Annotated in this window: 13 protein-coding genes; 9 read left to right on the forward strand and 4 right to left on the reverse strand. The window is 51.5% G+C overall.

The genetic code is table 11. The annotated features are described in order from the left end of the window. Positions 1 to 12 precede the first annotated feature (12 nt). On the forward strand, positions 13 to 663 hold the full coding sequence (locus ACZ5ZS_RS00690) for an orotidine 5'-phosphate decarboxylase / HUMPS family protein (RefSeq protein ID WP_188595979.1): 651 nt from the start codon (positions 13 to 15) through the stop codon (positions 661 to 663). Here the strand turns inward: ACZ5ZS_RS00690 and ACZ5ZS_RS00695 are convergent. Next, complete coding sequence (locus tag ACZ5ZS_RS00695; RefSeq protein ID WP_188595980.1) at positions 660 to 1,883, reverse strand: amidohydrolase family protein; 1,224 nt, start codon at positions 1,881 to 1,883, stop codon at positions 660 to 662. The two genes, ACZ5ZS_RS00690 and ACZ5ZS_RS00695, sit on opposite strands and share 4 nt — an antisense overlap. Positions 1,884 to 2,423: 540 nt before the next feature. Between ACZ5ZS_RS00695 and ACZ5ZS_RS00700 the strand changes: the two genes are divergently transcribed. Then, entirely contained in the window at positions 2,424 to 2,801 is a 378-nt protein-coding gene (locus ACZ5ZS_RS00700) for a hypothetical protein (protein ID WP_188595981.1), read from the forward strand. Between the two features lie 340 nt (positions 2,802 to 3,141). On the opposite strand, the gene ACZ5ZS_RS00705 is transcribed toward ACZ5ZS_RS00700, so the two are convergent. Then, positions 3,142 to 4,773, reverse strand: coding sequence for a CTP synthase (locus tag ACZ5ZS_RS00705; RefSeq protein ID WP_188595982.1), 1,632 nt, complete (start codon positions 4,771 to 4,773; stop codon positions 3,142 to 3,144). A gap of 326 nt (positions 4,774 to 5,099) precedes the next feature. On the opposite strand from ACZ5ZS_RS00705, the gene ACZ5ZS_RS00710 reads away from it, so the two are divergent. From ACZ5ZS_RS00710 to ACZ5ZS_RS00725, 4 genes are read left to right on the forward strand one after another with little or no spacing between them, the layout of a single operon-like run. Continuing rightward, on the forward strand, positions 5,100 to 5,687 hold the full coding sequence (locus ACZ5ZS_RS00710; RefSeq protein WP_188595983.1) for a 2-oxoacid:acceptor oxidoreductase family protein: 588 nt from the start codon (positions 5,100 to 5,102) through the stop codon (positions 5,685 to 5,687). Beyond that, on the forward strand, positions 5,687 to 5,959 hold the full coding sequence (locus ACZ5ZS_RS00715) for a 4Fe-4S binding protein (protein ID WP_188596022.1): 273 nt from the start codon (positions 5,687 to 5,689) through the stop codon (positions 5,957 to 5,959). The genes ACZ5ZS_RS00710 and ACZ5ZS_RS00715 overlap by 1 nt, the downstream gene beginning before the upstream one ends. A 2-nt stretch (positions 5,960 to 5,961) precedes the next feature. Then, positions 5,962 to 7,179 (forward strand): transketolase C-terminal domain-containing protein, encoded by a 1,218-nt coding sequence (locus ACZ5ZS_RS00720; RefSeq protein ID WP_229657639.1) that lies wholly within the window; start codon positions 5,962 to 5,964, stop codon positions 7,177 to 7,179. Beyond that, positions 7,176 to 8,075, forward strand: coding sequence for a 3-methyl-2-oxobutanoate dehydrogenase subunit beta (locus ACZ5ZS_RS00725; protein WP_188595985.1), 900 nt, complete (start codon positions 7,176 to 7,178; stop codon positions 8,073 to 8,075). The genes ACZ5ZS_RS00720 and ACZ5ZS_RS00725 overlap by 4 nt, the downstream gene beginning before the upstream one ends. A 4-nt stretch (positions 8,076 to 8,079) precedes the next feature. Here ACZ5ZS_RS00725 and ACZ5ZS_RS00730 read toward each other — a convergent pair whose 3' ends face one another. Next, positions 8,080 to 9,078: a replication factor C small subunit gene (locus tag ACZ5ZS_RS00730; RefSeq protein WP_464858383.1), complete on the reverse strand. Its 999-nt coding sequence runs from the start codon at positions 9,076 to 9,078 to the stop codon at positions 8,080 to 8,082. A 101-nt stretch (positions 9,079 to 9,179) separates the two neighbouring features. Between ACZ5ZS_RS00730 and ACZ5ZS_RS00735 the strand changes: the two genes are divergently transcribed. Together ACZ5ZS_RS00735 and ACZ5ZS_RS00740 are read left to right on the forward strand one after the other, a co-directional pair. Beyond that, the gene (locus ACZ5ZS_RS00735; RefSeq protein ID WP_188596023.1) at positions 9,180 to 9,809 is read left to right on the forward strand and encodes a hypothetical protein; all 630 of its coding nucleotides are present in this window, start codon (positions 9,180 to 9,182) and stop codon (positions 9,807 to 9,809) included. Between the two features lie 125 nt (positions 9,810 to 9,934). Further along, positions 9,935 to 10,507, forward strand: coding sequence for an alpha/beta fold hydrolase (locus ACZ5ZS_RS00740; protein WP_229657646.1), 573 nt, complete (start codon positions 9,935 to 9,937; stop codon positions 10,505 to 10,507). Here ACZ5ZS_RS00740 and ACZ5ZS_RS00745 read toward each other — a convergent pair. Beyond that, positions 10,504 to 11,250 carry an SDR family NAD(P)-dependent oxidoreductase gene (locus ACZ5ZS_RS00745; protein ID WP_229657647.1) on the reverse strand — a complete coding sequence of 249 codons (747 nt, stop codon included), beginning with the start codon at positions 11,248 to 11,250 and terminating at the stop codon, positions 10,504 to 10,506. The two genes, ACZ5ZS_RS00740 and ACZ5ZS_RS00745, sit on opposite strands and share 4 nt — an antisense overlap. Positions 11,251 to 11,364: 114 nt before the next feature. Here ACZ5ZS_RS00745 and ACZ5ZS_RS00750 point away from each other — a divergent pair, with 114 nt between their 5' ends. Next, on the forward strand, positions 11,365 to 13,218 hold the full coding sequence (locus tag ACZ5ZS_RS00750; protein WP_188596025.1) for a hypothetical protein: 1,854 nt from the start codon (positions 11,365 to 11,367) through the stop codon (positions 13,216 to 13,218). Positions 13,219 to 13,247 lie beyond the last annotated feature (29 nt).

A 13,247-nucleotide genomic window follows, 5' to 3' on the forward strand; every position in this document is an offset into this window, starting at 1 on the left:
GAGGCTAGCCACATGAATATTGAGGAAATAAGGGGGAGAAGCCGAGTAATATTAGCCATAGATGAGGAGGAACCAAGGAAGTACTGGAACGTATTGGATGCGGTGGGGTCCTCCGTTAAGGCCGTGAAGCTGGGTTGGATGGCTATTCTATCGCTGGGCAGCGATGGGGTTAAATCCTTAATAAACGGCCACGATGATAAGTACTTCATAATGGATGCCAAGATGGCCGACGTAAATTTCATAAACGAGAAGATAGCTAGAAGAATGGCTGGCCTAGGCTTTGACGGTATAATAATGCATGGCTTCATAGGTCCAAGCAACGCCCCGCCTAGCGTGATGGACGTATTCGTGCTCATATCCATGACGCAGGGACCAACGCTGTACGACGCGTCGCTGGAGCGGGCCATGGATTACACGAAGGCAATAGATCGGCGAGGCATAGTGGTGCCAGGCAATAAACCGGACATAATTAGGAAAGCAAGGGAGCAATTCCCCAGCGACGTGATAATAAGCCCAGGAATAGGCGCGCAGGGCGGCAGCATTGGATGCGCCGTGAAGCATGGAGCTGACTTCGGGATAGTGGGCAGATCCATATACGAATCCAGCGATCCGGTTGAATCCCTGAAGCGGTTAGAGAGAGAGGCAGCGGAGAGCCAATGTTAGGGCTTGACCATCGTATAATCCCCAATTAGTGGTCCGAACCTGCCCTCGTATTCTTGATCCACTATTAACAACCTCCCATTAACTATGGTGCCCACAATCCTTCCCATAACGCTCCTTCCAGCAAATGGACTGTGTCGAGCCTTTGATTGAAACTTAGAGGGATCTATCTCCGTGATGGCCTTAGTATCTATCAATGCAAGGGAGTTAGTCAAGTCTATTCCCAACAGGCTTGCCGGTCTGGTGGAGTATAGGAGGACTATTTGTTGAAGTTCCATTAATCCCCTTCGCCATAAGTCTATTAAAAGCAAGCTAGTCGTCTCCAGGCCGGGGAATCCGGGGGCGGTGTCTTGGTAATTCCTGCCGTATTTCTCATTAAACGAGTGAGGCGCGTGATCGCTCGCGACCATATCTATCTTGCCCTCAATCAGTAGCCTTAGCAATTCAATCCTTTGATGATGCGGCCTTAATGGAGGATTCACCTTGCAGTAAAAGGGATCGCCCACTGCTCGACCGCATTCCTCGTAGTCCAGCAATGCGTGATGCATGGTAACATCGGTGCTCAAGCCCAAATGTCTCAATTCATTGGCTAATTTAATTACCAGGGGATTCGATACGTGGGTCACATGTATTCTAACTCCATGCATCAAGGAAGCCCTAGCCACTCGAAGGAAGCACGACAATTCCGCATCGAGGGGCCTCGCCAAGTTATGAATCGATGAATCGCTTCCATCCACTGACCTGAACATGTTGGGATCCTCACAGTGAACCACAAACATGATTCCAAGAGATGCCGCGGTTGATGCCAAATCATCTAGCCTTGCCAAGTCCTCCGGGTATACCTTAACCGTCTTTATTCCAAGACCCACGTACTTGGCCAACTCATCCGAATAGGAGGGGACGCCACCATGAAGTCTATAAGCTATGGGGAGGGATCGACCCTCCACCAGCCTCTTCGCCGCAATCTCGGAATTACGTATCTGAGGCGACGTGTTGGGCATGTCCCCCACGCCCACCACTCCACCGGCCAGGGCAGCCCGCGAACCACTTTCTAAATCCTCCTTGTAGGATTGCTCCCACCCCCTCAAGTGAACGTGCATATCAACAAAGCCAGGCAAGGCAATAATGCTATTCGGCAATTCCACAAACCCCTCCCCCAGCACCGTTACTCTTTCTCTAGCTAATTTCCCATTAACATACCTGACCACGCTCAGAGACGCCACTGCTCAACTGCGCTCTGGTTTTAATAAGTATATACACGCATCATTCCCCAGACCGCCAACGTAGTTCCATGTGCTTCACGAAATCATGCCACACAATGCAAATCATAGAGCGATTTCAAATAATATAGAATACGAGCCAGACCGCTGGCCACCGCATGAAGGAAAGACGAAATCCACCTTATGGCGGGCATGTATAATCCATTACTTGGTCCTCCACCGCCCATCAATCAGCGATCGAAGACTATACATCACCAAGATCATCATCGAGCTGCCTCATCACCAAGAGGCATTGCCTCCCATCATTAAAAAACTTGCCTAAAAATCCATCATGTTCTAGAGATCGCTCACCGATTAATCGAACAATCCCTTAAGGATTGACCCTCCCTCGCTATTGGGGATCTCCTCAATTTACTGCCCACCCTTTAACCTCCGGTTAAATAAACCTCAAGTAGCTCTTTAGGGCAAAAACCTCATTGACCGCTTTGATGGGAGGGAATTGGGCATTGTTTAATAATCCCTAGAAATAATAAATATGTAGGCATGAACGTAGAAGAGGCATTTTGGAGCATGGTTAGGGACCCGGAATTGCTTCGCCGCTATATATCAAGCGATGGGTTTAGCCTAGATGAAGTGTGCATCAAAAGCCGGAGGCTTGGTTTTCCATGCATACCATCGATTGATGATGACTTCAAGACCAGGTTAATTGCGGTGTCCATAACGTTCTTGACGGTGCTGACCATGGAATTAGAATCGATGGGCACCCCATCATCGATAGACGGAATTGCCGCGCTGCTCGGGGATATATCCAGCGACCTAGCCATATACGGCGCGCCCAGAGACGTTATAGATGAAGCCCATGAATTGATGAGGCGGATAGCAATCATGGCAAGGCTAGTAAAAACTCCCCTTGACACCTAGTTTTAACACCGACCTCCTCCCCGCCCTAGTGGGTTTCCCTCTGGGCGGTTCATTGGTTCGTGGTGCACCGCCATCACCCTCACCACTTCACAGCTGGCGGGTGCGTGAAGCACCCACCCCGCTCCGCTCGTCCAGCGGTGAACCACGGGCCCGGCCCTCAGCATTACCCCTACCCCTCGCCGAGGGGAGCCCCCCACACCCAGATCCCAGGGACTCGGGGGATATGTAGAGCCCTCATGGGGCATCCCCCTAGGGGGACACATTTTCCACATGGCTTAGCACTTAGTAGTTTAAAAAACCTAGCCCCTGCCTTGAAAGGCGAGGCTTGCCTTTCGTTTTGTCATGGTTGAACTCCGGTATACGGAGATGACAATCCCCGTTTTCTATACATGGCAGATTTAAGAAGAGCAACGAAGAGCGGCTGCGGCCTAGTCAGCCTGCTTTTGAACTCTGGATGGAATTGAGTTCCGACGAAGAAGTAGTGATTAGGCAATTCTATCGTCTCAACCCTGTCTAGATCCGCGCGCCAGCCTGATAATACGAGACCGCTCCTCCTCAACTCATCGAAGTACTTGGGATTGACCTCGTACCTATGTCTATGGCGCTCGACTATCTTGGAGGACCCATATATATTATGAACTATGGAACCCTCCATCAATTTTATCTCCCTATTGCCGAGTATCATTGTTCCCCCGACCTCCGTTACCCCGACCTCCTCCGGAGTTAAATCTATGATGGGATGATTGGTTGATGGGTTTACCTCCGTCGTGTGGGCATCCTCGTAACCCATCACGTGCCTAGCGAACTCCACCACCGCCAATTGCATGCCGTAGCATATCCCAAGGAATGGAATATTATTTTCCCTCGCGAACCTTATGGTCATTATCTTCCCCTCCACGCCCCTAGCCCCAAATCCCGGCAGCACTATCACCGCATCCGGCTTCATGTTGCTCAACACGTCGGGGCTGGATTCCACCTCATCGCTGTCGCACCAAGTTATCACGGGCTTCACGCCAAGGTGAGCCCCGGCATGCTTTAAGGCCTCTATTATGCTTATGTATGAGTCATGAAGCCTCACGTACTTCCCGCATAGAACTACATTGACCTCATCCTTGGCGTTAACTATGGCATCGCTCAGCTTAAGCCAAAGCGACCAGTCGGCCTTCCTCAGCTGCAAACCAAGCATTTTGCCTATGTGGTCCCCAAGCCCTTGCTCATCCAATAGCACGGGAACCCTATATACAGTATCGACATCGAACGAAGAGAATATGGCGCTCTCAGCAACGTTAGTGAAAAGCGCTATCTTGCGCCTTATATCGGGGGTGAGGGGCTTCATCGATCTAGCCACTATGGCGTCTGGCTGTATTCCAACCCTCCTCAGTTCCATGACGCTGTGCTGCAATGGCTTTGTCTTGAACTCATCCGTGGTCTCAAGTATCGGCACCAAGGCCACATGTATGAACATGACATTGCCATCCTCCTCCAACCGCATCTGCCGAATCGCCTCCAGAAACGCCAACCCCTCGTAATCCCCAACCGTGCCTCCTATCTCAACCATTACTACATCAGCCTTGGATTCATCTGCAACCAACCTCAAACGCCTCTTTATCTCATCCGTGACGTGGGGAATTAATTGAACCGTCTGCCCCAAATACCTGCCTTGCCTTTCATCATTTATCACCTTTAAATATACTTGACCAGACGTTATGTTATGATCCTTGCTCAACTCTATGTCCAAGAACCTCTCATAGTGCCCCAAATCCAGGTCTGTTTCTCCGCCATCCATGGTGACGAAAACCTCCCCATGCGCAAATGGATTCATTGTCCCGGCATCCACATTAAGGTAAGGATCTATCTTGACGGCAGTCACGGAGGCCCCTCTCATCTGTAATATCTTGGCTATAGATGATGTGGTCACGCCCTTGCCAACCCCACTTAATACTCCTCCTGTCACAAAGATGAACTTAGTCATAGAGCCTCATCCAAGTAGCCACTATTAAACCTTATTTTCAACAAGTCGAAATTACCAGCTTAAAAATCAGTCCTTCACATGCAAGACAATATTTAATAAAATATATTGTTATTAATCATTTATATATCATATGTTTTATATATTAAATAATAATACTTATTATATTCACAGTCTGTATATCGCCATTGTAATGCACAGAATGGTCGTTTTATATTTGCTCGTTGTTTACATAAGTATTTCGTAATATTATGTTTTATATATATCAATTAATATATGAAAATATAGCAAAGATAACACCGGAGAAAAATTTATAAAACCATTAGGAAATGAGAGCCGCGATAACCATGAACATAACCGACATATTGATCCTGGGCAGGGGTGGCCAAGGAGGAGTAACGGCCGCCAGGATCCTCGTCTCTGCAGCCATGAAGGAAGGAAAGTGGGGCCAAGCCATGCCGGAGTTCGGAGCAGAGAGACGCGGCGCAGTTGTCAGGTCTTATGCCAGGATAGGAATGGAACCAGTGATGCTGCACAGCGCGATAAAGCGGGCTGATATAATCATGATGCTGACGCACACCATCTTGAACCAGGTCGATGTAATGGGAATGGCCAAGTCAAGGAGCACCAAGCTTATCATCAACTCGCCGGCGCCCATCAAGACCGAGCTGCCGACGTATTGGGTGAATGCAAATCAAATAGCGGAGGACCTAGGACTAGTGATAGCTGGGTGGCACGTTGTGAACACCTCCATGCTTGGCGCCCTATCAAAGGCAACGGGCCTCGTAAAGCTGGATTCCATATTGGACTCCCTGGGGGAGTTCATACGCGGCAGCGTCCTGAAGCAGAACATAGAGGCCGTGAGGCGGGCATTCAATGAGACTGAAATCGCGACTGAGACCGAGGTGATCGCGTGATGGCAGGCCTAGAGTTCACCAAGTACTTGCTATCCAGGCCAGCCCCCGGCTCTGCTGGAGCCACGGGCACGTGGCGCACATATAGGCCTGTTGTGAATCAAGATAAGTGCATAAAGTGCGGCCTATGCTGGCTCTACTGCCCCGAGGATACCATAGATTGGCTCGAGGATAAGTCGGTGAGGATAAACTATGACTACTGCAAGGGATGCGGCATATGTGCGGAGGTGTGCCCAGTCAAGGTAATAGATATGGTAAAGGAGACGGTGGTGTGACCATGCAGGAAACCATTCAAAGACAAGCCAGGAAGGTACTGGTAGGAGATCACGCGGTGGCCGAGGCGGTTAAATTGGCCAGGGCCCAAGTCATATCTGCGTACCCCATAACTCCCCAGACACTCATAGTGGAGAGGCTCGCCGAGATGGTGGATAACAAGGAAATAAATGCCAAGTTCATAAGGGTGGAAAGCGAATTCGCCGCATTGGCGTCAGTGTACGGAGCATCCGCGGGAGGGGCAAGGGCCTTCACCGCCACGTCCAGCCACGGCTTGTTCTACATGTACGAGATGCTTTGGTGGGCCGCCGCCTCAAGGCTGCCCTTGGTCATGGCGGTGGTCACTAGGTCATTGGGGCCGCCGTGGAACATTCACGATGAGCACACCGACATAATGGCGATCAGGGACAGCGGGTGGATAATTGGAATGGCTCAGAACGTGCAGGAAGCGCTGGATATGACGTTGACTGCATATAAGATAACTGAGGACCCGAGGGTGTTATTGCCCGTCGCCGTAGGATTGGATGGATTCATATTAAGCCACACGGCCGAGGTGCTGGAGGTGCCTAGCCAAGAAGTTGTCGATGGATGGTTGCCCCCACGCGATCCCCGCATTCCATACGTAATAGAACCGGGCGGGGAACCCATAACTATGGGTAACATGGTTAAGTCGGACGCGTACCACATGCTGCTCAAGAAAATGATGGATGAGGCAATGGATGAGGCGAAGACGGTTATACGCGACGTGTTTGCCTCGTATGCCAAGCTGACCGGGAGAAACCATGGAGACCTGGTCGAATGCATCAATTGCCAGAACTCGGACTACGTAGTGGTGGCCACGGGCGCGTGGTCAGGCGATATAATGAAGGCAATAAGCGACTTACGGGAGGAGGGCTACAGCGTGGGATTCCTAAGGATTAGATTCCTAAGGCCATTCCCCGAGGAGGCGGTGATGGATATAGCGTCCAGGGCTAAGGGCATAATCGTCTTCGACAGGGACTACTCGACTGGGCTGGGGGGCATAATAGCGACCGAGATAATGGGACTCGTGCCTCAGTCCGTCTCGTTTAAGGGAGTAATAGCTGGGTTGGCCGGGGTCGATGTCGCGCCAAGCGAGGTGAAGACGGCAATCAAGGATTTCATAGATGACACTGAGAAAAACGGCCCCATTAGGGTCAGGAAGACATGGTTAATGCAGAAGATGGAGGGTGATGAGTCATGAGCATTAGGATAGATCAGCTTCCCAGGGATAAATTCATAATGCCAGGAACAGCGGCGTGCCCCGGCTGTCCACTGCTGATAGGGCTTAGGCAGGTCATGATGGCGCTCAACGGCAAGATGTCCTTGGTGATACCGGCTGGGTGTTCAAGCGTGATTCCAGGCATGTCGCCTGCCACCTCATATGGAGTGCCTACCATTCACGTACCATTTGCATCAAGCCCCGCCGTGGCAAGCGGTCTCGTCTCCGCCGTCAGGATGAGGGGAAATAATGGTCCAGTAGTTGTGTGGGCGGGGGATGGGGCTAGCTCGGATATAGGATTCGCCGCGTTGAGCGGGGCAGCTGCCAGGAATGAGGACTTGATATACATACTGGCCGATAACGAGGCGTACATGAACACCGGCATACAGGCGTCTGGAACAACTCCTTGGATGGCTTGGACCACGACATCCCCCAACGGTAAGACCGAGGAACGCAAGGAGATGGCGCTCATAATGCTCATGCATAAGATACCATATGTGGCCACGGCATCCATAGCGTATCCCCTGGATTTCATTGCAAAGGTAAGGAAGGCAAGCCAGATAAGGGGATTCAAGTTCATCCACCTCTACGCGCCGTGTCCCCCTGGCTTGAAGTTCGATGATAGTTACACAGTGAAGATAGCACAGCTAGCCGTGGAGACCGGAATCTGGGTTCTCTGGGAGTACAATCAAGGCAAGCTAACCATAAGTCCCCCGAGCGCGATGTACAAGGATAAATCCAAGAGAAAACCATTAAGCGAGTACATGAAGCTGCAGGGAAGGTTCGCTAAAGTAGGCGAGGACGCGATGAAGCTATACGAAGCCAAGATAGATGCGTATTGGAACACGATACTCAAGCTCAGCGAGCTATATAAATGATCAACTAAACGCTGGGCTCACTGCCCGCAACCGACGAGGAGATTAACGATCTTATTTTTGATGAGAGCCCCAGCAATTGGATGAGGGAGTCAGACCCCCTGATTATCCTGTAGTGGGAGGATGATAATAAATATATTAGTTGCGGCTTCAAGTGCTCCGGCAATTTATAGCTTGAATAAGATGATAAGAGATCATAATGTGCGAAACCTATCACATCCAATGGATCCACGCTTTCATCCTTTATTAAACGCCGAAGTTCGGCCACTCCACGGTTGAAATCGCCCATGATCAATTCATGTAACACCGCCCGCAGCACTGATGGACTTGCCTTGCCCATTGCCTTGTATATTGTTTCTGCGGTGACTTTCTTGGAGATGGAGGAGGCGGCTTGAAGCGCGTTAATCGCCCTCCTCAAATCCCCCCCGCTGGCCTCCCACAACGCCTCGAGGGCCCCCGAGTCCAGGGAAACCCCCTCCGCAGCCGCTATCTGGGACAGCCTAGCCTCAACGGCCTCCCTGGGCAGGGGGGAGAACCTAACAACGGCGCACCTGGACTGGATGGGCTCTATTATCCTCGAGACGTAGTTGGCTATCAGGATGAACCTGGCAGTCCCGCTGTGCACCTCCATCATCCTCCTCAAGGCCTGCTGCGCGTCCCCAGTCATGTTGTCCGCCTCATCCATAACCACGAGGCGGAACGGGGCGCCGCCGCTGGGGAGGCTCCTCGCGAACTCCCTAACCCTCTCCCTAACGGCCGCGAGCCCCCTCTCGTCGCTGGCGTTCAGCTCCAGCGTGTTCTCCCTCCAGGACTCCCCGAACAACCGCCTAGCCACCGCGAGGGCGGCGGTGGTCTTCCCCGTGCCGGGGGGGCCGTGGAGGAGGAGGTGGGGTATGTTGGGCAGCATCCCCTCGAGGGCCTCCCTCGCCGCCTCCTGGTCCACCATGTCCTCAAGCCTCCCCGGCCTATACTTCTCCACCCAAAGTACTTCCTCGCCGCCGTCCATTTATGTCCACGCCCTAGAGCTTGAGGCCCTTTATTAAGTTCTCTAATAACGCCGGGAGTAGAGGTAACGTTAAATATCGACCGGGTCCTCTTCCTTTTCACATGAACATGAAAACAATCATTGCATTGATTGGAGCAGCATTAATAGTTATTGGAGTGGCCGCTTATTTCTTGTATGCATCGCCTATAGACCGCCTCACGTCGGGCACCTTCACTGTGGTATATAACGGCAATGTATACGTGCCCAATCTTGGCATCTCCAAGAGCTTTGAGGCTATCTATGGGCAAAACACGATTAAGAGGGGATTCATATTGATGGGCAATTACTTTGGAGCAGCATGGATATATAATAAGTCATTGATCATATGCCCGTGGACCGATCACGTGCCCTTAGGGAAGTGCCTTGAATTTAACGGGACGGAAGGTAAGGCCGCATTTTATGAGAACTTGCAGGGATTGTATTGCTATAAATATGAGGAGACCGGGAACAGGACCCTGCCGCGGCTGCCGCTGCCCTTCGCCGCAAGCAGAGCGTATAACCTAACTGTGATTTCATGCCTTAATGGAAATGGCATCCCCATCGACGTAAATATAACTCTATACGTGGCGACGGCCGAAAATGGCTTGCTGGGCAAATTATTGATCCCAGCACAAGTGAATGTATACATGCATGCGATATCGGCGAATGATTCGTTTAACGAGGCCTTATATGATGAAATGATGGAAAAATAACGAGGAATGCTCCCGGCCTTCCCAGGAGGCAATGGGCTGCGTGGAGGGATTTGTGATTTTCAACTGTGATTTTCGACGGCCAGCTTAGGAAAAGCATTTGAGCGGGCGCAAGCGGCGTAACCCACATGGAAATGCATGGAAGTGTAAACGGAATCAAGTATAGGTATCTGGCGTCGAGGTCAAGCGGATCGCCGGTCGTTTTGGTTCATGGATTTAATTTCGACTCCAATGCATGGATGGAGTCCGGGGTGTTTGACTCCCTCTCCACTCATTACGCAGTCTATGCCATAGACATGCCCTACGGGCCTCGATCTCGAACAGATCACATAAACGGCGATGAGGGGGATTTCGCGGAATTTCTGAGGAGCGTTCTAATGGATCTCAAGATAACGAGGCCGGCATTGCTGGGTGCATCAATAGGCGGCGCCACGGTTCTGCGGTACCTGGAAATGGGGTACGATGCTAGATGCGGCATAGTGGTGGGGCCCGTCAACGTGGATAGGGTTAACTTGGATAGGATAGGCGTGCCGGTCCTCGGCATATGGGGGGAGAGGGATAGCGTATCCCATCCGAGGAATAGGGAATTGCTGTCGAGGAAGTTCAACGTGATTACCATACCGGGAGCAAGCCACCCAGCCTATCTAGATAAGCCGAAGGAATTCATTGCCGCAGTGATGGATTTCCTCAGCAAGTGCTAGCAACTGCATTGACCGCCATCGACTGGAATCACGTGACCCGTGATGAAGCTTGCATCATCGCTGAGCAGAAATGCAACTACCTTAGCAGCCTCCTCGGGCTCGCCGAGCCTCTTAACGGGTATCGATTCCCTTATTGCTGCTAAGGTATCGGGGCTTATCCAGTTCACCCATTGAGTGGCTATGTTCCCCAAGGCAACGGCGTTCACCCTTATCGATGGGAACAAGCGCGCCACCGTCTTGGTTAACGCTATTACAGCCGCCTTAGCGCTCGCATAAGGTATCCCCATTCCCTCGGCTCCCTGGAATGCGGCTATGGAGGCCACGTTAACTATTGCGCCGCTTCGCATATACTTCAGGCTCTCCTTGATTGATAGAAACGTGCCTATCACATCCACCCGCATCACATCGATCCAGTCGCTAGGCGTTAGGGAGCCTAAGTCCTTATTCCAAATGGATGAGTCCCCGTGGCCGGCGTTGTTGACAACGCCATCTAGCCTGCCAGCCTCATTGATTACCTCTCTATAAATATCAATTACATCGCTCTCAATGGACACATCGCCGCGAACCAGCAATGCCCTCGACCCGCTCCGCCTCACTAACTTGCCCGTCTCCTCAGCGCCCTCCTCGTCGCTCAAGTAATTCACCGCCACCAGCGAGGCGCCTCGCCTCGCGCATTCAACTGCTATGGCTCTCCCTATCCCCCTCGACGCGCCCGTGACCAGCACCACCTTACCGGAAAGCACGGAATGCGAATTGCTTCCGAGCTTTAAATACTGAAGCCGATCGTCACGGGAACCGATGCAAGGGAGCGAATGGAGCATCGACAAATTTTTAAAATGGAAATCGCCTCGTATGTAATGAAGAGGATCCTGGCCTTCATATCAATGATTGTGTCCCCCATATTAATTGCCTATCAACTAGCCCGCCCCACGGGCTTCGTGGATGTATTGCTTTGGCTGGTTTTAATATGGATTACGGCTCATTTCGCGCTTGAGATTGACAGAAAATGGAGCAGCTCCTCACTAATGTCTCTGTTGGGCGTATTATTGGCGTGGGCGGGTAGGGGGTTATTGATATTTAATTATGTAGTGTTGACGGGGGGCGTATTTCCATTGATAGGAACCAACAGTTGGGGCTATCTTAGGCAACCGGCCGATGCGTATGCTATCATCATGCTGGCCGGCATGGAAATGGCGGAGTACTCCTTATCATTGTCGGGCAGCAAGGGACATCCATCAATAAAGGATGAATTAATGGGTGGACTCAAGAGCATTGCCGAGTTCGCCATTGCCCATGATTATCTAGTGATATTCACGGCGGCATTCCTGGTACGATTGATACCAGAGATCGTTACTTGGCCATGGTTTGTGGGCTATGATACTCCTGAATACGCAGCCACATTGATGGACTATGCCTTGAAACCCACCTTCTTTACCTATACGTGGTGGTACGGCGGCCCCTCTATTCTTCCACCGCTTCTCTATATGTTTTTGTATCCATTATCGTTTGCTGTGAGCCCATGGATCATCTTCAAATTCGTTAACCCAGCATTGCTTGGATTTATGGGCGTGGCAATGGATTACGCCTTGAAGAGGCTGGGCATGGAGAGGGGGGAGGCATTCATAGGAGCCACGCTATTCACGTTCTACCCCACCACATACTCGATTTCATGGGAGCTCAGCAGGAACATGCTGGGAATAATATTCCTTCTATTAACCATCGCTGAATTCGAGAGGCATATAAAGGGAGAGAGAAAGTGGGGCATGTTGGCTATATTGGCCATATTGTCGACGCTGGCTCACCAAACCTCCGCCACCCTCACTGCCCTTTTGTTCTTGTCATACTTCGCCGTTAAGGACAGGAACCCGCGATGGCTTATGCTGGGCCTGGTGGGCGTTATGGGAGATATAGTTTACACTAACTTTGCCCCGCTCCACGTCGCGTTAATGCACACGACAACGGGCGTGAGCGTTAGCGTGTCCAGTCCACTGACCGAGAGTCGCTCCGTAATTTTCACCCAAGCGTTGAGCCAGTATCTTGGACCGCTGCTGGTGGCCATGTGGCCTCTCATACTGCTCGCCTCTCACTACAGGAGGAGGCCGCCGTTCAGCATCGCCGCCGTTCTTCTCTGGCTCCTCATAATAACGCTGCCGGCCGCCCTGGCCCCGGCCTATAGCTTCGTTCAGTGGTGGAGGTGGAGCTTGATGTTGCCGGTAGCCCTAGTCCCGCTATCCACAAAGCCCAAGTTTTTAGCGGCGGCATTCGCAGTAGCCTTCATGTTGCTGGACATCGCGTGGACATGGGCGCCAATAGTTCCATCCCTGTTTCCCGGCGACTCGACGCTGCTAGTGCAGGGAACATATGCTAGGGCCTGCACCGTGGTTCCCACGGAGCGGTACGCGTACGAGGCCGGGCTATACGCGGATACCCATAATGGCACTTACGTCACTGATTACTGCACCTATACCTTCATGCACCTGGCCGATAGGTTTGGCCACAACATAGTGGTTTCATACGACCCGCAACAAACCGCGGAGGCCTTGAATGGAACCGTTTACCTGGTCACAGATCAAGTAATCAATGCCACCAAGGTGACTCAATTCGGGACCGGAGTCACGTTGCTCCCAGACGCGGGGGGAACTGCCTACCCAATTTACATATATCAGGTGAAGCCCAACGCAAGCGATACGCATGTTCAACTAACCTCCTAGTAATTCCCCATTGCTTAGCGAATCGGCGT

The organism is Thermocladium modestius, assembly GCF_055398215.1.

Coding starts and splice junctions, on each gene's coding strand:
- ACZ5ZS_RS00690 (WP_188595979.1), top strand. CDS start 13: ATGAATATTGAGGAAATAAGGGGGAGAAGCCGAGTAATATTAGCCATA.
- ACZ5ZS_RS00700 (WP_188595981.1), top strand. CDS start 2,424: ATGAACGTAGAAGAGGCATTTTGGAGCATGGTTAGGGACCCGGAATTG.
- ACZ5ZS_RS00705 (WP_188595982.1), bottom strand. CDS start 4,773: ATGACTAAGTTCATCTTTGTGACAGGAGGAGTATTAAGTGGGGTTGGC.
- ACZ5ZS_RS00710 (WP_188595983.1), top strand. CDS start 5,100: ATGAGAGCCGCGATAACCATGAACATAACCGACATATTGATCCTGGGC.
- ACZ5ZS_RS00715 (WP_188596022.1), top strand. CDS start 5,687: ATGGCAGGCCTAGAGTTCACCAAGTACTTGCTATCCAGGCCAGCCCCC.
- ACZ5ZS_RS00720 (WP_229657639.1), top strand. CDS start 5,962: ATGCAGGAAACCATTCAAAGACAAGCCAGGAAGGTACTGGTAGGAGAT.
- ACZ5ZS_RS00725 (WP_188595985.1), top strand. CDS start 7,176: ATGAGCATTAGGATAGATCAGCTTCCCAGGGATAAATTCATAATGCCA.
- ACZ5ZS_RS00730 (WP_464858383.1), bottom strand. CDS start 9,078: ATGGACGGCGGCGAGGAAGTACTTTGGGTGGAGAAGTATAGGCCGGGG.
- ACZ5ZS_RS00735 (WP_188596023.1), top strand. CDS start 9,180: ATGAACATGAAAACAATCATTGCATTGATTGGAGCAGCATTAATAGTT.
- ACZ5ZS_RS00740 (WP_229657646.1), top strand. CDS start 9,935: ATGGAAATGCATGGAAGTGTAAACGGAATCAAGTATAGGTATCTGGCG.
- ACZ5ZS_RS00750 (WP_188596025.1), top strand. CDS start 11,365: ATGAAGAGGATCCTGGCCTTCATATCAATGATTGTGTCCCCCATATTA.